19 protein-coding genes and 1 pseudogene are annotated in these 19,699 nt (G+C 63.4%); 10 read left to right on the forward strand and 10 right to left on the reverse strand.

What is annotated here, in order from left to right; genetic code table 11:
• Window positions 1–41 precede the first annotated feature (41 nt).
• Window positions 42–1,138: pseudogene (locus ACM6IM_RS14830) on the forward strand (polyamine ABC transporter substrate-binding protein).
• A 164-nt stretch (window positions 1,139–1,302) separates the two neighbouring features.
• Here ACM6IM_RS14830 and thpR read toward each other — a convergent pair.
• Window positions 1,303–1,842 (reverse strand): RNA 2',3'-cyclic phosphodiesterase, encoded by a 540-nt coding sequence (gene thpR / locus ACM6IM_RS14835; protein ID WP_414865528.1) that lies wholly within the window; start codon window positions 1,840–1,842, stop codon window positions 1,303–1,305.
• Window positions 1,843–1,902: 60 nt separating this feature from the next.
• Between thpR and ACM6IM_RS14840 the strand changes: the two genes are divergently transcribed.
• Window positions 1,903–2,097, forward strand: a complete 195-nt coding sequence (locus ACM6IM_RS14840) for a hypothetical protein (RefSeq protein ID WP_192303655.1) — start codon at window positions 1,903–1,905, stop codon at window positions 2,095–2,097.
• Between the two features lie 12 nt (window positions 2,098–2,109).
• Here ACM6IM_RS14840 and ACM6IM_RS14845 read toward each other — a convergent pair whose 3' ends face one another.
• Complete coding sequence (locus tag ACM6IM_RS14845; protein ID WP_414865529.1) at window positions 2,110–3,174, reverse strand: hypothetical protein; 1,065 nt, start codon at window positions 3,172–3,174, stop codon at window positions 2,110–2,112.
• A gap of 344 nt (window positions 3,175–3,518) precedes the next feature.
• Between ACM6IM_RS14845 and ACM6IM_RS14850 the strand changes: the two genes are divergently transcribed.
• Window positions 3,519–3,779, forward strand: a complete 261-nt coding sequence (locus tag ACM6IM_RS14850) for a hypothetical protein (RefSeq protein ID WP_414865530.1) — start codon at window positions 3,519–3,521, stop codon at window positions 3,777–3,779.
• Window positions 3,780–3,797: 18 nt separating this feature from the next.
• Here ACM6IM_RS14850 and ACM6IM_RS14855 read toward each other — a convergent pair whose 3' ends face one another.
• Window positions 3,798–4,688 (reverse strand): LysR family transcriptional regulator, encoded by an 891-nt coding sequence (locus ACM6IM_RS14855; protein ID WP_414865531.1) that lies wholly within the window; start codon window positions 4,686–4,688, stop codon window positions 3,798–3,800.
• A 125-nt stretch (window positions 4,689–4,813) separates the two neighbouring features.
• Here ACM6IM_RS14855 and ACM6IM_RS14860 point away from each other — a divergent pair, with 125 nt between their 5' ends.
• The 3 genes from ACM6IM_RS14860 to ACM6IM_RS14870 all read left to right on the forward strand — a co-directional run bounded on the left by ACM6IM_RS14860 (window position 4,814) and on the right by ACM6IM_RS14870 (window position 8,903).
• The gene (locus ACM6IM_RS14860; protein ID WP_414865532.1) at window positions 4,814–6,211 is read left to right on the forward strand and encodes an MFS transporter; all 1,398 of its coding nucleotides are present in this window, start codon (window positions 4,814–4,816) and stop codon (window positions 6,209–6,211) included.
• 140 nt (window positions 6,212–6,351) lie between these two features.
• Window positions 6,352–7,728 (forward strand): pyridoxal-phosphate dependent enzyme, encoded by a 1,377-nt coding sequence (locus ACM6IM_RS14865; protein ID WP_414865533.1) that lies wholly within the window; start codon window positions 6,352–6,354, stop codon window positions 7,726–7,728.
• A complete protein-coding gene (locus ACM6IM_RS14870; RefSeq protein WP_192303667.1) occupies window positions 7,725–8,903 on the forward strand; it encodes a cystathionine gamma-synthase in 1,179 nt (392 codons plus the stop codon). Before ACM6IM_RS14865 ends, ACM6IM_RS14870 begins: the two co-directional genes overlap by 4 nt.
• Before the next feature lie 128 nt (window positions 8,904–9,031).
• Here ACM6IM_RS14870 and ACM6IM_RS14875 read toward each other — a convergent pair whose 3' ends face one another.
• Window positions 9,032–10,132 carry a polyamine ABC transporter substrate-binding protein gene (locus tag ACM6IM_RS14875; protein WP_201190351.1) on the reverse strand — a complete coding sequence of 367 codons (1,101 nt, stop codon included), beginning with the start codon at window positions 10,130–10,132 and terminating at the stop codon, window positions 9,032–9,034.
• An 834-nt stretch (window positions 10,133–10,966) separates the two neighbouring features.
• On the opposite strand from ACM6IM_RS14875, the gene ACM6IM_RS14880 reads away from it, so the two are divergent.
• On the forward strand, window positions 10,967–11,242 hold the full coding sequence (locus tag ACM6IM_RS14880) for a DUF2790 domain-containing protein (protein ID WP_414865534.1): 276 nt from the start codon (window positions 10,967–10,969) through the stop codon (window positions 11,240–11,242).
• A gap of 50 nt (window positions 11,243–11,292) precedes the next feature.
• On the opposite strand, the gene ACM6IM_RS14885 is transcribed toward ACM6IM_RS14880, so the two are convergent.
• The 5 genes from ACM6IM_RS14885 to ACM6IM_RS14905 all read right to left on the reverse strand — a co-directional run bounded on the left by ACM6IM_RS14885 (window position 11,293) and on the right by ACM6IM_RS14905 (window position 17,350).
• Window positions 11,293–12,231 (reverse strand): LysR family transcriptional regulator, encoded by a 939-nt coding sequence (locus ACM6IM_RS14885; protein WP_192303674.1) that lies wholly within the window; start codon window positions 12,229–12,231, stop codon window positions 11,293–11,295.
• A 63-nt stretch (window positions 12,232–12,294) separates the two neighbouring features.
• Entirely contained in the window at window positions 12,295–13,245 is a 951-nt protein-coding gene (locus ACM6IM_RS14890; protein WP_414865535.1) for an aldo/keto reductase, read from the reverse strand.
• A 31-nt stretch (window positions 13,246–13,276) separates the two neighbouring features.
• Window positions 13,277–14,746 (reverse strand): efflux transporter outer membrane subunit, encoded by a 1,470-nt coding sequence (locus ACM6IM_RS14895; RefSeq protein ID WP_414865536.1) that lies wholly within the window; start codon window positions 14,744–14,746, stop codon window positions 13,277–13,279.
• A gap of 19 nt (window positions 14,747–14,765) precedes the next feature.
• Entirely contained in the window at window positions 14,766–16,217 is a 1,452-nt protein-coding gene (locus ACM6IM_RS14900; RefSeq protein ID WP_414865537.1) for a DHA2 family efflux MFS transporter permease subunit, read from the reverse strand.
• Window positions 16,214–17,350 carry an HlyD family secretion protein gene (locus ACM6IM_RS14905; RefSeq protein WP_414865538.1) on the reverse strand — a complete coding sequence of 379 codons (1,137 nt, stop codon included), beginning with the start codon at window positions 17,348–17,350 and terminating at the stop codon, window positions 16,214–16,216. The genes ACM6IM_RS14900 and ACM6IM_RS14905 overlap by 4 nt, the downstream gene beginning before the upstream one ends.
• A 225-nt stretch (window positions 17,351–17,575) precedes the next feature.
• Between ACM6IM_RS14905 and ACM6IM_RS14910 the strand changes: the two genes are divergently transcribed.
• The 3 genes from ACM6IM_RS14910 to ACM6IM_RS14920 all read left to right on the forward strand — a co-directional run bounded on the left by ACM6IM_RS14910 (window position 17,576) and on the right by ACM6IM_RS14920 (window position 19,230).
• Window positions 17,576–18,199 carry a TetR/AcrR family transcriptional regulator gene (locus tag ACM6IM_RS14910; RefSeq protein ID WP_414865539.1) on the forward strand — a complete coding sequence of 208 codons (624 nt, stop codon included), beginning with the start codon at window positions 17,576–17,578 and terminating at the stop codon, window positions 18,197–18,199.
• A 12-nt stretch (window positions 18,200–18,211) separates the two neighbouring features.
• Window positions 18,212–18,733 carry a G/U mismatch-specific DNA glycosylase gene (mug, locus tag ACM6IM_RS14915; RefSeq protein WP_414865540.1) on the forward strand — a complete coding sequence of 174 codons (522 nt, stop codon included), beginning with the start codon at window positions 18,212–18,214 and terminating at the stop codon, window positions 18,731–18,733.
• Between the two features lie 68 nt (window positions 18,734–18,801).
• Window positions 18,802–19,230: a nuclear transport factor 2 family protein gene (locus ACM6IM_RS14920; RefSeq protein ID WP_414865541.1), complete on the forward strand. Its 429-nt coding sequence runs from the start codon at window positions 18,802–18,804 to the stop codon at window positions 19,228–19,230.
• Window positions 19,231–19,368: 138 nt separating this feature from the next.
• On the opposite strand, the gene ACM6IM_RS14925 is transcribed toward ACM6IM_RS14920, so the two are convergent.
• Window positions 19,369–19,605: a hypothetical protein gene (locus tag ACM6IM_RS14925; RefSeq protein WP_201190354.1), complete on the reverse strand. Its 237-nt coding sequence runs from the start codon at window positions 19,603–19,605 to the stop codon at window positions 19,369–19,371.
• Window positions 19,606–19,699 lie beyond the last annotated feature (94 nt).

Below are 19,699 nucleotides of genomic sequence, written 5' to 3' on the forward strand. Positions count from 1 at the left end.
TCACCACGTGGTGCCATGAATAAAAGAAGGAAGTTGTACCGATGAAAATGCTTGGCAGGACTCTGCTGACCCTGTCCTTATTGGGCGCGATCGCCACCACCGCACAGGCTGCCGGCAAGGAGCTGCGCGTCTACAACTGGTCAGACTACATCGCCCCGGACACCGTCAAGAAGTTCGAAGACGAGACCGGCATCCACGTGACCTATGACGTGTTCGACAGCAACGAAACCCTTGAGGCACGCCTGCTCGCGGGTAAATCCGGCTATGACATCGTCGTGCCGTCCAACAGTTTCCTGGCCAAGCAGATCAAGGCCGGCGTTTATCAGGCACTGGACAAGTCGAAACTGCCCAATTGGAAGAACCTCAACCCGGTGCTGCTCAAGAACGCCTCGGCCAGCGACCCGGACAACGCCCATGCGTTCCCCTACATGTGGGGCTCGATTGGCATCGGCTTCAACCCGGCCAAGGTCAGGCAAGTGCTGGGCGCCAATGCGCCGACCAACTCCTGGGATTTGCTGTTCAAGCCGCAGAACGCCGAGAAGCTCAAAGCCTGCGGCATCAGCTTCCTCGATTCACCCACCGAGATGCTGCCCGCCGCCCTGCACTACCTGGGCTACCCGGTGAACTCCAGGGACAAGGCGCAAATTGCCGAGGCGCAAGACCTGTTCATGAAAATCCGGCCGTCGGTGGCGTATTTCCACTCTTCGAAATACATCTCCGACCTGGCCAACGGCAACATCTGCGTCGCAGTCGGTTACTCCGGTGACGTGCTGCAGGCCAAGGCCCGCGCGCAGGAAGCGGGCAACGAGGTGCAGGTCGATTACAGCATTCCGAAGGAAGGGGCCGGCAGTTTCTACGACATGGTCGCGATCCCCCGGGATGCAGCGAACGTGGAAAACGCCCACCTGTTCATGAACTTCCTGATGCGCCCGGACATCATTGCCGAGATCACCAACAACATCGGCTACAGCAACGCCAACGCAGCCGCCACGCCCCTGGTGGACGAGGCGATCGCGATGATCCGGGCTCGTACCCGCCGCAGGCGGTGCTGGCGACCTTGTATGCGATTCCGGACATGCCCATCGCCGTCCAGCGGGTGATGACCCGGGGGTGGACGCGGGTCAAGCTTGGGAAGTAATCGTCGATGCTGAAATCGCCCTGGAGGCCCTGAAATCCAACATCAATCACCGTTTTCCGTTCACGCAGCGCCTTACCACCGCTGCATCCTCTTGAGCAGAACGGCCTCACCCGGCTTCCTCGGTCAGGGTGAGATTGGGCGCCCTCCCCGGGCGCCTTTTTTTCTCAGGCGGGGACCAGCGGCCATTCCGCCAGCGCCCGATAGCGGCCCTTGTGGGATTCAAACAGGGTAAATCGATCAGCCCGCAGCACACACTCCGGTGGCGTCGCCGACTCGGGCACCGGTTCGCGAAAGTCGCGCATCAGGGTCAGGTGCGGCCGAAACTCTTTCGGCGCCTCTTCCAGTCCGAACGGCAACATCGCCTGCTCCAGCGCATACACCAGCCGCAACAACGCCGGCGGCGGCTGTTCAGAGGCCAGCACCAGCGCCCCGGCGCGACGCCAGACCTCCAGCCGATCCAGCGCCACACTCAATGCCACGCCTGGCGTGCGAACCTGCGCCGCCGCGCGACAGATCTGGGCGATCTGCGCCACGTCCACCGCCCCCAGGAACAACAGGGTCAGGTGGAAGTTTTCCGCCGGCACCGGCCGCCCACTGCGCAACCGCAGTTCACCGCGCCAGCGGGCGATGGCCTTGCGTTGCTCGGGCGCACAGCCCAATGCGAAGAACAACCGTTTGACCGGCTCGCGGGTTTCGTCGCTCACGCCTGGCACCTCCTGACATGCACGTTATAGTTGAAAACACAGAATGAACGGGACAGGGCCATGCGAGAAATCATCAGCAAAGAGCCATGGTGGGCCAGGCCACCGCAGCCGGGTCAAAACGAGTCCGAGCTGGAATGGGGCTGGCTGGTTCACTATAGCGAAGGTGAACCGCGTTTCGAATTCGTCAGGGAACGCCCCACGGACAGCGAGATCCGTCATCGCAAGAGTTGCAGGATCACTCCGACGGCGGAGTAATCGGGTGCGTGATCAGGGTTGAGGCTCGAAGGACGATTCGGGCGGGCTCCAGTCCACGGTGGGATTGCCCGAACTGACCGGCGGTACGTCTGCGCTCCCTGCCAGGTTGCCCTCGATCTGTCCTGCCAGGTACAGCGTCCCCGCCATCACTCCGGTGGTCGGGTTCTGCACCAGTTTTATCCAGGCCTTGTCGAAGGTGTTGCCCAGACTGCTGCGGATCAGCGCTTCGCTGTCCGGGCGGTCGCTGGCCTGGATCAGCGCACGAATGCCTGCCACGCCCACGGTAATCAGGCCGCCGGCGAGTTTGCCGGCAGCGGCGGCCACCGCACTGGCGGCACCGCGCGGGGCCATTTCCGCTTCCATACGCTGGCTGGCGCGCTTGGCCACCGGCGCCATGGCGGTGTCGGTCGAATCGACACCCTTGTCGCCGCCGGCCTTGTGGATCTTGTCGATCAGCGCCGCGTACGCCGGCAAGGTGTTCAGCGGCTGGGTGTGCACGACCTGGTACAGCGAAGCGTCGCGGACCGCCGGTGGGCCCAGGGCGATGGCCGGGATTTTCTGCAAGCGACCGTTGAGCTGGGCCATGGGCACGCCGTAACGCTGCGAGATTTTCTGCAGTTCTTCCTGGAGGATGTCCACGTAAAACGCGGTGGCGAGGCCGAGGATCTGGTCGGGATCGATTTCCACCGCGACCGGGTTCAGCACACGTTCCTGATATTCCTCCAGCAGGTAGGCCGCCAGGCGCTTGGCCGAAGCATCCTGCTCGCCCTTGGCGCTGATGGTGTACCAGCTGACTTTCATCGACAGCCATTCCTGGGTCCAGTAGCTGCTGAACCAGGGAATGAAGTTTTCCTCGGTGAGTTGATAGACCCGGGTCCGCCAGTAGTCCATGGCGCCACGGGAATAGATTTTCGCTTGCTCGGTGGCGGACCGCGACGCCGCCACGATGTCACGGTCAACCTGCTGCCAGGTGCTCTGGGCGATGATCACCGGCGGCGCTGGCGCCGGCGCGCGCGAAGTCGTGGCGCATCCCGCCAACAGTATCAGCACGGCGACAATCAGCGAACGCAGGTTCAAGGCCGCAGCGTCCTACAGGCTTCCCCTGAACGAAGATTTCAGGGGTCAGAGGCATTCCTGGGTTGAAGTATAGCCCCGGGGATTCCCACAGGGGCTCGAGGGCCTGCTCGCGATGAAGGCCGTATTAACGACACGACACCCAAACCATCATCTGCATCGATATCCACCATCGCCACGAATGCCTTCCGCTCAAAAACCGTCAGCGTAGGATCACCTTCAATCCACCACAAAATTCCACGCCGGAGGGGCGCAACCATGTTGATTCATCTAATGACCTGTCTGGCCCTGACCGCCTTCACGCTCAGTGTCTTTGCGTGGTACGTCCTGACCGAGGAGTGCTCTTCATGATGCCTGTCATTACCCTTTGCGTGAGTTTCCCGGTGTTCGGCAAGAACTACTACGCGCAACAGGTGGTCTCGCGCAAAAGCCGTGCGTTGGTGTTCAACAAGCAGTTCGAAGACTTGCTGATGCCCGCCGCCGCCCATCACTTCAGCAATGAAGTGGTCGGCCTCAACGATCAGTTCCGCTTCCTCAACGACGTGCTGGCCGAGCACTTGCTGGATGTCGAGCTGGCCCGCCAGGGGTCGCGCTCGTTCGCGTTCTGATGTTCCGGGCATCGCTCGTTATTGCCCGCAGACTTCCCGCACACACCCGCGCAACCAGCGATGCACCGGGTCCGCGTCCATGCGCGGGTGCCAGAGCATCGCGACCGTGAACGCCGGCAAGACAAATGGCAGGTCGAAGCTGTGCATCCCCGTGCGCAGGCTCTCGGTGTAATGCGCGGGGATGGTCGCGACCAGGTCGGTGGCGCGGGCGAGTGCCAGGGCGGTGGAGAAGCCGGCGACCGAAGTCACGATGTGCCGTTGCAGATCCAATTGCGCCAACGCCTCGTCCACGGGGCCTTTGTCCAGCCCACGCCGAGAAACGGCGACATGGCCACAGGCGGCAAAACGCCCGGCGCTGATGTGGCCCTGACTCAGTGGATGACCGGCGCGCACCACGCCGATGAAGCGGTCTCGAAACAGGCCCTGGGTGCGTAGCTCAGGGCTGGCCGAATCCCCCACCACCCCGGTTTCCAGATCGACGCTGCCCTCGCGCAACGCGGTGCTGTCCTTGTCCGGCTTGCCGATGAAGCGCAGGCGCACACCCGGGGCCTGCACGGCCACCCGGGCAATCAGCGCCGCGCCGAAACTGTCGACGAACCCTTCGCGAGTGCGCAGCGTGAACGTGCGGACCAATTGGCTCAGGTCCGGCTGTTGCGCCGGGCGCAGCATCGCTGTGGCCTCCTGTACCAGCGGGCCGATCCGCTCACGCAGCTCCAGCGCCCGTGGGGTCGCCACCAGGCCCCGGCCGGCACGTACCAGCAGTGGATCGCCAGTGGTTTCACGCAACCGGGCCAGCGCCCGGCTCATCGCCGACGGGCTCAGGCGCAAGCGCTTGGCCGCTCGCGCCACGCTGCCCTCGGTGAGCAGCACGTCCAGGGTCATCAACAGATTGAAATCGGGAGTGGACATGGTTCGCCCCATGACAGTGAGATGGCGTTATACGCACGAGTAAAGTGCAACCAGTGCGTCTTCCGCCATGTTAGGCGTCGGCGTAGATTTCCGATAGCCACACACTGCCCGCTCAGGAGTCCCCCATGAAGCCGACGATTGCCACCGTGGACAACGCGTCAGCCGCACCGACGGTGCGCTGGGCGCTGGTCAGCCTTTCGCTGTCGATATTGCTCTCCTCCCTCGGCACCAGCATCGCCAACGTCGGCCTGCCGACGCTGGCACAGGCATTCGACGCAAGCTTTCAGCAGGTGCAATGGGTGGTGCTGGCCTACCTGCTGGCCATCACCACGCTGATCGTCAGCGCGGGCCGGCTCGGTGACCTGATCGGCCGGCGACGCCTGCTGCTGGCCGGCATCGGGGTGTTTACCCTCGCTTCGTTTCTGTGCAGCCTGGCGCCGACCCTGGGTGGGTTGATTGCTGCCCGGGCGCTGCAAGGCCTGGGAGCAGCGGCCATGATGGCGCTGACCATGGCCTTCGTCGGGGCCACGGTGCCCAAGGAAAAGACCGGCAGCGCCATGGGCTTGCTGGGCACGATGTCGGCGATCGGCACCGCGATGGGACCTTCGCTGGGCGGCCTGCTGATCACCGGGTTCGGTTGGCAGGCGCTGTTCCTGGCCAGCGTGCCAGTGGGCCTGCTGGCGTGGTATCTGGCGTATCGCTACCTGCCGGCTGATCGTCAGCAGCCGGCGAGCGGCCGCAGCGGTTTTGACGCCATGGGCACCCTGCTGCTGGCGCTGACGCTGGCGGCGTACGCGCTGGCAATGACCCTCGGGCGCGGGCAGTTCACTGCGCTCAACCTGGGCTTGCTGTTGGCGGCCGGGGCCGGCCTGGGGTTGTTCGTGTTCACCGAGACGCGCGTCGCTTCGCCGCTGATTCGCCTGTCGCTGTTCCGTAACCGGGTGCTGAGCAGCAGCCTGGCCATGAGCACGCTGGTGGCGACGGTGATCATGACCATGCTGGCGGTCGGGCCGTTCTACCTGACCCACGGGCTCGGGTTGAACCCGATGTCGGCCGGGTTGGTGCTGGCGGTCGGCCCCGGCGTCGCGGCGCTCACCGGTGTGCCCGCCGGACGCATCGCCGACCGTTTTGGCGCGCAACGGGTGACTGTCGTCGGGTTGCTCGCCATGGCGCTCGGTTGCCTGGCCCTGTCGCTGTTGCCGCAGACCGTCGGCGTCGCCGGCTACGTCGCCTCGGTGGTGGTGCTGACACTGGGCTATGGCGTGTTCCAGACCGCCAACAACACCACGGTCATGAGCGATGTCGCGCCCGATCAGCGCGGCGTCGTCTCGGGCATGCTCAACCTGTCGCGCAACCTCGGGCTGATCACCGGCGCCTCCGTGATGGGCGCAGTGTTCGCCTTCGCCTCGCAGTCGGTCGATCCGCAGGCGATTGGCCACGGGATGCGGGTGACCTTTGCAGTGGCGCTCGCGCTGATCAGCGGGGCAGTGACGCTGTCCCTCTGTGGGAGGGGCCACGGATAAAGGCATCCGCCAGCGACCGTTGGCCGCGCCGGGTTGCGAGGGACGCCATCGCGGCCTATGGTCCAAGCAATGCATTGCAGGCGACTGGCACGCAATGACGCACTGCCGGTGGCCCCCGCTTGCTCACAAGAGGTGACCCCATGCCGAATGACTCCCGCCCTGCCGTACTCGAACTGATCGGCAACACGCCGTTGGTGCGCGTCAGCCGTTTCGACACCGGCCCCTGCACGCTGTTTCTCAAGCTTGAATCGCAAAACCCCGGTGGCTCGATCAAGGACCGGATCGGCCTGGCGATGATCGACGCCGCCGAGCGCGACGGTTCGCTGAAACCCGGCGGCACCATCGTCGAAGCCACCGCCGGCAACACCGGACTGGGCCTGGCCCTGGTCGGTCGGGCCAAGGGCTATCGGGTGGTGCTGGTGGTGCCGGACAAGATGTCGACCGAGAAAGTCCTGCACCTGAAGGCCATGGGCGCCGAGGTGCACATCACCCGATCCGACGTCGGCAAGGGCCACCCCGATTATTACCAGGACGTCGCCGCACGCCTGGCGCTGGAAATACCCGAAGCATTCTTCGCCGACCAGTTCAACAACCCCGCCAACCCGCTGGCCCACGAGTGCAGCACCGCGCCCGAGATCTGGGCGCAGACCCAGCATGACGTGGACGCCATTGTCGTCGGCGTCGGCTCGGCCGGCACGCTGACGGGGCTGACCCGTTTCTTCAAGAGGGTCCAGCCCGACCTGGCCATGGTGCTGGCCGATCCGGTCGGTTCGGTGATGGCCGAATACAGCCGCAGCGGCACCATGACCACCCCCGGTTCCTGGGCGGTGGAAGGCATCGGCGAAGATTTCATTCCGTCGATTGCCGACCTGTCCAGCGTGCGCCACGCCTACTCGATCAGCGACGAGGAAAGTTTCGATCACGCCCGCCAGTTGCTGCGCGCCGAAGGCATTCTCGGCGGCTCCTCCACCGGCACCCTGCTGGCCGCCGCGTTGCGTTATTGCCGCGAACAGACCGAGCCCAAGCGCGTGGTCAGCTTCGTCTGCGACACCGGCACCCGTTACCTGTCGAAGGTCTACAACGACCAATGGATGAACGATCAGGGCCTGCTGGCGCGCAAACCCTATGGCGACCTGCGCGACGTGATTGCCCGGCGTTTCGAGGACGGCCGGGTGATCAGCGTCAGCCCCGACGATACCCTGCTCACCGCCTTCCAGCGCATGCGCCTGGCGGATGTGTCGCAATTGCCGGTGTTGAGCAATGGCCGGCAACTGGTCGGCGTGATCGACGAATCCGACATCCTGCTGGGCATGCAGGCAGATCCTTCGCACTTTCGCTTGACCGTGGCCAGCGCAATGACCGACAAAGTGGAAACCCTGCCTGCCAGCGCCAGCCTCGCCGAGTTGCAGGTGGAACTCGATCGCGGCCTGGTGGCAATCATTGCCGACGCCTCGGGCTTTCACGGGCTGATTACCCGCGTCGACCTGCTCAATCATCTACGGAGATCCCTTGCATGAGTCAACACGATGAAAACGCCGCACCACGTGCCTTCGCCACTCGGGTGATCCACGCCGGGCAAGCGCCGGACCCCACCACCGGGGCGTTGATGCCACCGATTTATGCCAACTCCACCTACCTGCAACAAAGCCCCGGCGTGCACAAGGGCTTCGACTACGGGCGCTCGCACAACCCGACGCGCTTTGCCCTGGAGCGCTGCGTCGCCGACCTCGAGGGCGGCACCCAGGCCTTTGCCTTCGCCTCCGGGCTGGCGGCGATATCCACGGTGCTTGAGCTGCTCGATGCCGGCTCGCACATTGTCTCCGGCAACGACCTGTACGGCGGCACCTTCCGGCTGTTCGACAAGGTGCGCAAACGCAGCGCCGGGCACCGTTTCAGCTTCGTCGACCTGACCGACCTGTCGGCCTTCGAAGCGGCGCTGGAAGACGACACCCGGATGGTGTGGGTCGAGACGCCGAGCAACCCCTTGCTGAGCCTGACCGACCTCGCGGCCGTTGCGCGTATCTGCCGTGCCCGCGGTATTATCTGCGTCGCCGACAACACCTTTGCCAGCCCGTGGATCCAGCGTCCGCTGGAACTGGGTTTCGACGTCGTGCTGCACTCCACCACCAAATACCTCAATGGCCACTCCGACGTGATCGGCGGCATTGCGGTGGTCGGGCAAAACCCGGAACTGGCCGAACGCCTGGGCTTCCTGCAGAACTCGATTGGCGCGATCTCCGGGCCTTTCGACGCGTTCCTGACCCTGCGCGGGGTGAAGACCCTGGCGCTGCGCATGGAACGTCATTGCAGCAACGCCCTGGAACTGGCGCAGTGGCTGGAACGTCAGCCGCAGGTGGCTCGCGTCTATTATCCGGGCCTGCCTTCACACCCTCAGCATGAGCTGGCCAAGCGGCAAATGCGCGGTTTCGGCGGGATGATTTCCATCGACCTGAACACCGACCTGGCGGGCGCCCGGCGCTTCCTCGAGAACGTGCAGATCTTCGCCCTGGCCGAAAGCCTGGGCGGCGTGGAGAGCCTGATCGAGCACCCGGCGATCATGACCCACGCCACCATCCCCGCCGCCACCCGTGCGCAGCTGGGCATTGGAGACGGGTTGGTGCGTTTGTCGGTGGGGGTCGAGGATGTCGAGGACCTGCGCGCCGATCTGGCGCAGGCGTTGGCGCAAATCTAAGGTCGCCTGCAATCCCCTGTGGGAGCGAGCCTGCTCGCGATGGCGGACTGTCAGCCGGCATCTTTACCGTCTGATACACCGCCATCGCGAGCAGGCTCGCTCCCACAGTTAGAGGGGCTGATCAGGCATTACTTATCGGACTTGATGCTGGTCCACACCCGCGTGCGCACCCGCTCCATTTTCTGCGGCAGCGGTTGCACCACATACAGGGTTTTCAGCGCTTCGCTGGTCGGGGTCAGGTTCGGGTTGCCGGTGATTTCCTTGTTGATCAGCGGCAGCGAGTCCTTGTTGGCGTTGGGGTAGCCGAGGAAATCACTGATCGGGGCGATGACTTTCGGGTCCAGCAAGGTGTTGAGAAACGCGTGGGCCTCTTCGACGTTCTTCGCGCTTTTCGGGATGGCGAAGGTGTCGAACCAGATCGGTGCGCCCTGCTTCGGCAAGCGCCAGTCGACCACCACGCCATTGCCCGCTTCTTTCGCGCGGTTGCCAAACTGGTAGAAGCTGCCGGAATAACCGATGGCGACGCAGATGTCACCGTTGGCGATGTCGGTCATGTACTTGGCGGAGTTGAAATAGGTCACGTACGGACGCACCTTCATCATCAGCGCCTTGGCTTTCTCGTAGTCGTCCGGGTTCTGGCTGTTAGGGTCCAGGCCGAGATAATGCAAGGCGATCGGGAGGATTTCCGACGGTGAATCAAGCATGGCCACGCCGCAGGATTTCAGCTTTTCCATGTATTCGGGCTTGAACACCAGGTCCCAGCTGTCCACCGGCGCATTGTCGCCCAGCGCCGCCTTGACCTTGGCCGGGTTGAAGCCGATCAGCACCGTGCCGTACATGTAGGGCACGCCGTACTGGTTGCCGGGGTCGTTCTTGTCCAGCAGCTTGAGCAGCGCCGGGTCCTGGTGCGACCAGTTGGGCAGCTTGGACTTGTCCAGTTTCTGGAACACGCCGGCCTTGATCTGGGTTTCAATGAACTGGTTGGACGGCACCACCAGGTCGTAGCCCGAGTTACCGGTCAACAGTTTGGCTTCCAGCGCCTCGTTGGTGTCGAAGGTGTCCCAGGTCACTTTGATCCCGGTTTTCTGGGCGAAATCCTTGGGCACGGACGGCAGGATGTAATCCGCCCAGTTGTACACCCGCAGTTCCTGATCTTTGGCGTGCACGGCGCTGGCCAGCAGCGTCAGCCCACAAACGGTGGCGCCCAGTATGCGTTTCATCATGACCATGAAGAATTCCCCAAGTGTGTCGCGTGGTTTTTATGTTCTGTACACGGCAGGCCTTGAAATTGCCTGAGGCAAGGAAAACAGGATTCTAGTTGTGGTTTGGCGAACGTGCTGCGATCGCTGTCTGGCCTCGATTCTTGCCGACGGGATCAACAGTTCACAGTGCGAGGTCGGCCAAAAGGGGATCGAAATGGCCATTATGAATGTCCGAGACGATCCGGATCATCGGAGAACCTCTGTGGGAGCGAGCCTGCTCGCGATGGTCGTGAACGATAACGTTGAATGCCTGATACCCAGCGGCGTCCATGAGTCCAACGCGAGCAGGCTCGCCCCCACAGGGGACAGGAGCGGCTGCAAAAACGTCAAAGCCCGCACAAGGCGGGCTTTGGTGGTTGAGTAGGTGGCCGGTGCTGGTCTCCGGCTTACAAGGTTTATCAGGCCTCTCACACAAGAGTTTTGTGCTCTTGTGCTTCACACGGCATAAGGGCTGGATCTCAGCGCGGAGATCTTTCTAACCGTGTACCCTTCGGGACGCGCCCCACGTGTCCTTGCCATCCGCTTGCGCATCAGTCTGCGTCTTCACCTACCTGTACAAGAATAGCCCGCTGCCGGCGACTCGGACGGCTGTTTTTAGATCGATTTCGTCCGCTGCGAAGCCCTGCAGAAAGCAAAGAAAATAACCGCCGGCCACGACCACCACGGATTCTTGCGCAATTCGGCAACAGTGTTTGTCTTTGCGCCTGCTATTTGAGCCCGCCACAAATCCCTAGCATTCACCTCAACCCGGCAGTCAACCCAACGCCGGGCGACAACCCCAATCAAGATGAGGTGAATCCCATGAAAGCATTGAAAATCGCGCTGTTGGTTGCCCTGACCGGCGTCGCCGCCCAGGCGTTCTCCGACGACACGCCGGCCCCCGCAGCAGCAGCCAGCCAGATTCCGGTCGAGCGCTACCAGTACGGCATGCAGCTCGATATCCAGAAGGTCATCACCGTGTCGGAGATCGCCAACGAGTGCGCGCCCGTACCGGCACAAATGACCTATGAAGACTCGCAGGGCAAGCGCCACATCCTGCAGTACCAGGTCATGGGCACAGGCTGTTCAGCCGGTTAATCACCGTGCGGACGCTGGAGGGTCGACACTCCATGCCTGCCGCTCACGCTTCAGGGTTTTCCGGCGGAACCGGCAACCTGCTCATCGGCGGCCAGCAACACCGGCATGTAATCCTTCAGAAACTCCACCCAGGTTCTTGTCTTCGCGTCGACGAACTTTCGTGACGGGTAGATCGCATACAAGTTGAACTCCTCGAAGTGGTAGTCCGGCAACACTCGCACCAGGGTGCCCGCCTTCAAACCCGCAACCGCCGAAGCAATCGGCTGAATCCCGATCCCCATCCCCTTGTTGATGGCGACCGTCATCGCGTCGGCGGTATTGACGTGAAATGGCGACAGCGGAAGGTCCACCGTTTCCATACCGTCAGGCCCCTCGAAGACCCAACTTTCCACCGGCATGACCGTGTTCACGATCCGCAGGCAGTCATGTTCGGCCAGCGCTTGCGGCGAGTCGGGGTAGCCGCGCTTGTGCAGGTAGTGGGGTGATGCGCAGAGAATGCTGTAGGTGATGCCCAGCCGTTGCGCCACGAACCCCGAATCGGGCAGGTCCCGCGCCAGCACGATCGACATGTCGTAGCCCTCCTCCAGCAAATCGGGCAACCGGTTGGTCAGGGCCAGGTCAAACATCACCGACGGGTGCATCTCACGGTATCTGGCAATGGCGTCGATCACGTAATGATTGCCGATGGCCGACATGGCATGAATCTTCAGCCGGCCCACCGGCGTGGTGAGAGCGGTGCCCGCTTCCTCATCGGCCTCCCGCACCTGGTCAAGAATGCTCTCGCAGCGTTGCAGGTAACGCACCCCGGCTTCGGTCAACGCCTGGCGTCGGGTGGTGCGGTTGATCAGGCGCGTCTGCAACCTGGCTTCCAGGCCGGTGATTGCCTTGGACACGTTGGTCGTGGTGGTGTCGAGGGTGTGGGCCGCCGCCGTGAAGCTGCCGCTTTGCGCGACGGCAACGAAAAAACGCATGGTCTGGAACAGGTCCATCGCGAGCCTCGCAAGGGAATCCAAAAGGGCGACCTTACACAAGGCCACCCTCCTCGTCGTCGGTTATTTCTTGCGTGGAATGAACCCCGGCACACCGGTTTCCACCACCGAATTGAAGCGTACCCGCGTCGTGATCTCCTCCCGGATTTCCAGCATCGCCCGCTGCGGCAAGGTGGACAGATCGAAGTTCTCGCGGATGTGAGCCGGTGTCGCCGAGGTGGTCAGAAACGCCGAGCCGCGCTGCACCGCCCAGGCCAGCGCAACCTGCGCCGGGGTTTTCTGCACGCGCCGGGCGATCCCGGTGATCACCGCGTCTTCCAGAACGTTGGGCTGCATGCCATGGCCCAGCGGAGCGAACGCCAGCACGATGATGCCCTGGGCCTTGCAGAACTCGAGCAGCTCCCATTCCGGCAGGTAAGGATGAGCCTCGACCTGCACCACCGCAGGCTTGATCCGCGCCTGCGCGACAATCGCCTGCAAGGCCGGCAGGGTGATATCCGACAGACCGATGGCTTTGCATCGTCCTTCATCCACCAGGCGTTCCAGTGCCCGCCAGGTTTCGATCAGGGTCACGCCGGCGTCGTAGATGACGTTACCGTGTTCATCCCGTGGGTCCTGGTTGTCACCGGGTTGAAAGGCAAAAGGCGTGTGGATCAGGTAGCAGTCGATGTCGTCGAGCTGCAGGCGCCGACAACTGGCTTCGAACGCCGGCAGAACCCGTTCGGGACGATGGTTGGTGTTCCACAATTTGCTGGTGACGAACAGGTCTTCGCGGCGCACCGCCCCGCTGTCCAGCGCTTGCCTGAACGCAACGCCGACCGCTTCTTCATTGCGATAACGCTCGGCGCAATCGAAATGCCGGAATCCTGCCTCCAGCGCGTCGGTGATGGCCTGGGTGGTGACGCTCAGATCGCGGAACAAAGTGCCAAAGCCAACGGCCGGCATCTCGCCCGCCCCATTGACCAGGGGATACCGGGTATCGCGAAGTCCATCGTGAAACGCTTCATATGACATGTCGTTACTCCACTGCTGGCGGCCGAAGCCGTTACTGATAGAAAGATCCTGAGTGTTCGCGAGCGGCCAACCGCTGCTCGGAAGCACCGACAGCATTGCCTCCGAGCGCCACGTACAGCTGGACCGTGTCGAGGTACTGCGCGGTCTTCGCGCGGAGTTGCCCGAGCAGCGCCTGCTGATAGGCGCGTTCCGCTTCCAGCACCTGGAGAATGCTGGTCTCGCCCTGGGCATAGGCTTGCCGGTTCAACTGCACACTGGTTTGCGCCGCCCGCAACGCCTGTTCCTGCGCCTGATATTCCTCGGCGTCGTGGTTGATCGCTTGCAACGTGTCGGCGACCTGGCCGAACGAACTGATCACGGTCTGCCGGTATCCGGCGAGTGCCGCCTTGTAGCCATCGACCGCTGCCTGACGTTCAGCCTCCAGGGTGCCGCCATCGAACAACGGACCGGCCAATCCGGCGGCGAAGCCCCAGAGTGCGGCCCCGCCATTGCCAGAGGCGGCCTGGGCCAATGAGGCGGAAAGCGTGACGCGCGGATACAGATTGGCGGTCGCGACGCCGATGGCTGCACTGGCCATGTGCAACTGGGCCTCGGCTTGCAGGACGTCCGGGCGGTCGTGGGCCATTTCCGAGGGCAGGCTGACCGGGATGCTGGCCGGCAAGACAAACTCGTCGAGGTCGAAGTCCGGCGCGATCCAGTCACCCGGCCCCTTCCCCGCCAGGATCGACAACGCGTGGCGTGCCGCATCGCGCTGCTGCGCCAGGGCAGGCAACAGCGTGCGGTCCTGGGCCAGCCGGGTTTCGGCCAGCGAGACGTCGATCTGTGTGGTGCTGCCATTGGCGTGGGCCATGCGCACCAGTTCGAGGTTGCGCATGTCATTGGCCAGCAGCGTGTGCACGGCTCGGATCTGCGCGTTGGCCGAAGCCACCAGCAGCGCCTGGCTGGCGACGTTGCCGGTCAAGGCCAGGTACGCCGCGTCATAGCGATGTTTGTGCAGATCGCTGAAGGCTTGCTGCTGCTCGACCCGGCGCTGGTTGCCAGCAAAAACGTCAAGGTCGAAACCGACCCGTGGGCCGATGGCATAAACGTTCGAAATCGACGGTTCTTTCGCGTTATGCACCCGTTGGCGGCCGGCCTGGGCGCCCAGGTCAACCTGCGGATACAGCGCGCCTTGCGCCGCCGCCACCGAGGAAGCGGCCTGGCGCAGGGTGGCGTCGGCCGCGACCAGTTCGAGGTTGCCATCAATGGCGCGACGAACCACCTGATCCAGTGTTGGCGACTGGAACGCCGCCCACCAATCGCCCTTGATCGTGCGGCCAAGGGCTATGCGCTGCTGGCCAGCGCCGGAGAGGCGCTGTTCGGCCTGTCGGTCGTAATGCTGCGACGGGCTCGGCGGCGGCCCCTGATAATCGGGGCCGACGGTGCAGGCACTGAGGAACGCCAGCGCCGCCAGGGCGCCGAAGCTGTTGTTGAACCGGTTGAAGCGTGCAGGGGATGTCATGGGATGATCTCCACGGAAACTAGTGAGCCGCAGCAGGCCTGCGCAGAAAGACAACCAGCGGGCTGACCAGAAGCATCGCCACCAGCAAAATCCTGAACTGGCCGACCACGGCGATAAAAGCGGCCTGGTGGGTGATCAGGTGGTTAAGTCCCTCCAGCGTTTGCAGCGAGCTGGACGCCAGGGCGTGGTACGGCGTCAGGTGGCTGGCCAGCGCCTGGTGCATCGCCTGGGTGTTGTTGAAGAAAAACAGCTGCACAATCGCCACCCCGAGGGTGCTGCCGTAGACCCGCGACAGGTTGAACAGCCCCGTGCCCTCCTGGCGCAACGCCGGGTCGAGGGTGCTGAACGCCACCTGGGTCAGCGCCGGCATCAGGATGCCGATACCGATGCCCTGGATCGCGCCCGCCACGGCCACCGGCGATGCGTCCATCAGCGGCGAATAGCCGAGCATCAGCCAGTTGGCGTAGATCACCAGTGCCACCCCGGTCGCGACGAACAGGCGGCGGTCGAAACGCTCGGGCACCCGCCCCATCAACAGAAACGCGCCCACCAACCCGATGCCGCGGGGAATTGTCAGCACGCCAGTGGTGTCCGGCGGGTAGCCGAGGATCTCGTCGAGCATCGGCGAGGTCAGCGCCATGGTCGACAACAGCACGAAACCGACAGCGAAGAAGATGATTGTCGACAGCACGAAATTGCGATCGGCAAACAAGCGCTTGTTGAGGAAATGCACCTTTCGCGTCAGCAGGTGCACCGCAAACAGGTACGCCCCCAGTGCACACCCCAGGGCCTCCAGCCAGATTTCGGTCGAGGCGAACCAGTCCAGGCGTTCGCCACGGTCGAGGAGCATTTGCAGGCTGATCAGCGCCAGGGTGAAGGTGCCGAAACCGAAGAAATCGAACGCCGGCACCTGCGCCGCCGGTTTCTCTTTCAGCCACAGCGCCATCACCATGAAGAGACAGGCCGCCAATGGCACACTGATGTAGAAGATCGGTCGCCAGTCATGGTGCTCGCCGATCCAGCCGCCCAGGCTTGGGCCGCTGACGATGCCGAACAGCACGATGGCCGTCCAGGTCGCGCCAAACTTTGCGCGTTGTTCCGCTGCCAGGGTTTCCAGGGCAATCGCCATCGACAGTGGCGCGAGCACCCCGCTCGCCAGCCCCTGCAGAATCCGCGCACCGATGAACTGCAGCGAAGTGCTGCTCAGCGTGCCGAGGATCAAGCCGAGCGCAAAGCACAGCAGTGCCGTCAGGTACACCCGTTTAACGCCAAAGCGTGCCGCCAGCCACGACGCCATCGGCAAGGTAATGGCGCTCGCGGCGAGGTACGCGGTGAAAATCCAGCCGGCCTGGTCGTCGGTCATCGACAGGCTGCCCTGGATCAACCGCAGTACCGCATTCGGCAGCGGCAGGTTCGCCGACTGCATGTAGGTCGCCAGCAGCGCGGCCAGCCTCAACGTTCGCCCGTTCATGACTCGGTCCCTGCGGACAACAGCGCTTTGAGCGGATGCCACCAGGGCCTGCGATAGCCGGTGTCGACCTTGACCGTGGCGCTGGTTCCGGAATACAGCGGCAGTGCCGGATTCGCTTCATCCAGTTCGAGACGCACCGGCACCCGCTGCACCACCTTGACCCAGTTGCCGGTGGCGTTTTCCGGCGGCAGCAAGGCGAAGTCCGAACCGGCTCCCGGGCTCAGGCTGGTGACGTGGGCCTTGAACAGGTGATCGGGGTAGGTGTCGATGCGAATGGTCGCTTCCTGGCCGGGGCGCATGTGCGTGACGTCGGTTTCGCGGAAGTTGGCCTCGATCCAGAGGTCCCGGGCGGACAGCAGCGCGAAGGCCGGCGTACCGTTGCTGACGTAATTGCCCACCTGCAAATCGTCGACCTTGGCCACGATACCGTCGGCAGGCGCAGACACCGTCGAATACGACAGATACAGCTGCGCCTCGTCGAGCTGTGCCCGGGCTTCGCGAACGCTCGGATGGCTGTCGGCGTCGATTGCCGGATTGCCGTTCAGGGCAACCACGGTGTTGGCGAGCTGTTGCTCGACAGCGGCGATACGTTGCCGTGCAACCTTGACGTCGGTGTCGGCACGCTCATACACCGCACGGGAGACAAACTCCGACGCCACCAGGGCTTTTTTGCGCGTCAGTTCCTTCTGGTCGAACGCCGCCGACTCCCTGGCCGATTGCAGCTCAGCCTGTTGCTGGCGATAACTGGCTTTGAGCCCGTCGATGCGCAGGCGCGCCACGCTCAGTTGCGCTTCGGCGCGATCGACCGCAATCTGCAAGGGTTTGGGGTCGATGCGAAACAGCACCTGGCCCTTGTGCACGAGCTGGTTGTCCTGCACGGCGATCTCGATCACCTGACCGGAAACGCGCGCGTTGATCGCTGCCTTCGCCACCCGGGCGTAAGCATTGTCGGTGGACACAAAGGGCTCTCCGGCCAGGTAATACGCGTAGCCGACGGCGGCAACGATGGCCGGAACCCCCACCATCAGCAGTGGCCGCATCCTTTCCTTGAGTGGTTTGCTGCCAGGCGCGTCGGTCGGGTGCGGCCCCGGAGTAGCGATCTGCGTAGCTGGAATCTCGAACTGTCTGGTCATGATCGAATGCACCTGTAACCGGGAAATCGGGCTGGCGCCCACTAGAAAACAGCCTCGCCGTGCGCCAACGGAGGATCGCTCCGCCGCGCCTGTTTCGTAGCTGCGCGACCCGGTTCGATCGGCGCTTCAACAAACCTGCAACCAAGGAATTTCTGATTCCTTAATTTTGTGCGATGGTGTAAGAATATCCACAGAACGATCCCCCACTCAAGGATTTTGTACGACATGGCACAAAATAAACCCACCGAGGGCAAAGGACGCGGCCGTCCTCGCGCCTATGACCCGCAGACCGCCTTGCAGCAGGCGCTGGGGGTGTTCTGGAGCACCGGCTATTCCGGCGCGTCCCTGGACAGCATCGCCACGGCAGCGGGCATGAACCGTCCGAGCCTGTACGCCGCGTTCGGCGACAAACACGCCCTCTACATCAAGGCACTGGAGCAATATTGGGAAACCGCCGCGGCGGCCATGCACGCCGCATTGACGGACACCGGGCTGACGCTGCGCCAGGCGTTGACGCAGTTTTACGAGGGGCAACTGTCGATTTACTTTTCCGGTGAAGGCCAGCCCCGAGGCTGCTTTGCCATCGGTACGGCAACCACTGAAGCCGTGGAGGATGCGCAAATACGCGAGGTGTTGTCGGACCGCCTGAGTCGCCTCGATGCCGACCTGGAAAGCCGCCTGCGCACGGCCATCGAGCAGGGCGAGTTAGCCGCCGATGTCGACCCGGCCGCCCTTGCCGTCCTGGCGTCGTCCTTGCTGCACAGCATTTCGATCCGCGCCCGGGCCGGCAAATCCCGGGCTGAATTGACCGAACTGGTGCGCAACGCGATCAACGTGATATGCGCGTGAAGGGGGCCTGCCGTGGCACTTGAAGACATCCTGGCGGAGCATCTGGCGGTGGTTTTTTGCGGAATCAATCCGGGCCTGCTGGCCGCCGCCCAGGGGCATCACTTCGCCGGCAGAAGCAATCGGTTCTGGCGCACCTTGCACCTTGCCGGTTTCACCCCCCACGAACTTCGGGCGCAGGATGACCGCACAATCGTGCAACACCAATGTGGCTTGACTGCCGTGGTGGAGAGACCCACGGCAAGGGCTGATCAGTTGTCGGTCGAGGAATTCCATACGGCCGCGGCGGACTTCGAGCGCAAGATCGCCCGACACGCGCCGCGCTTCGTCGCATTTCTCGGGAAGGCGGCGTATTGCGCATTGTCCGGGCAGCGAGACGTGGCGTGGGGGCGACAAACCCAACCTTTTGCCCAGTCTTCAGTGTGGGTGCTGCCCAACCCGAGCGGGCGCAATCGCGCGTTCAGCCAGGCGCAACTGGTGGATGCGTATCGCCAGCTCTATCTGGCGGCCATCGACCGCTTGAATACAGCGCCATAAGCAGGCGGTCGGCGCCGTTGCGCTACAGTCCCTGGCAACTGGCAGCACAACAAAAACAGGAGCTGAAGATGTCCGAGCTGAAACTGCACCCCAATGCCGCCGCGTCCCTGGACCACTGGCACGCCATGATCGACCGGCGTGACCTGCAAGATCTGCCCACACTGCTGGCCCCGGGGGTGGTGTTCCGCTCGCCGATGGCGCACACGCCCTACTCCGGGGCGCCGGTGGTGACGATGATCCTGAGCACGGTCTGCCAGGTCTTTGAAGACTTCACCTATCACCGTGAACTGGCGACCGCCGACGGCCTGAACGTGGTTCTGGAATTCAGTGCCAAGGTCGGCGGCAAAGAGCTCAAGGGTATCGACATGGTGCGTTTCGACGAGCAGGGCAAAATCACCGACTTCGAAGTCATGGTCCGACCAATGAGCGGCCTGCAGGCCCTGGGTGAGGAAATGGGCCGGCGTCTGGGCGCCTACCTCGCCGCCGCCAAAGCCTGAGCCGATGCTGTCTTCGTGGGAGCGAGCCTGCTCGCGATGAACCCGAGAGCACTGCAGGGTGTCAGACTTCCCGTGCCTTCGTGACGACCATCGCGAGCAGGCTCGCTCCCACAGGGGTGATGCGGTTCCTGCTCGCGCCTACAGGGTTCGCTGGCCATTGCCGACGTCTCTGGCCTGTTCGATGCCCCACTCCATCGCCGCTTCCATGTCGAGAAAATGCAGCGAGGGGTGGTCGTTTTCCTCAATCGCCCCGCCATCAGGTCGGTAGACGCCGATGAACATGCCCAAAGAGCCGTCGCGCAGGATCTCGGCCTTGACCTTGATGCTGCAGCCGTTCGACAGGGTTTCGGTGTGAAGCAAATGGCGTTCAGTCATCGTTGCGTTCCTCCGGCAGTGAATTCGGTCAGCTCGAACAACCCGCTGAAAAACCGCGATTGACGCCGCACAGGACAGCGGCGCAATGCCACCT

The organism is Pseudomonas sp. IT-P12, assembly GCF_949767465.1.
Taxonomy (GTDB): Bacteria; Pseudomonadota; Gammaproteobacteria; order Pseudomonadales; family Pseudomonadaceae; genus Aquipseudomonas.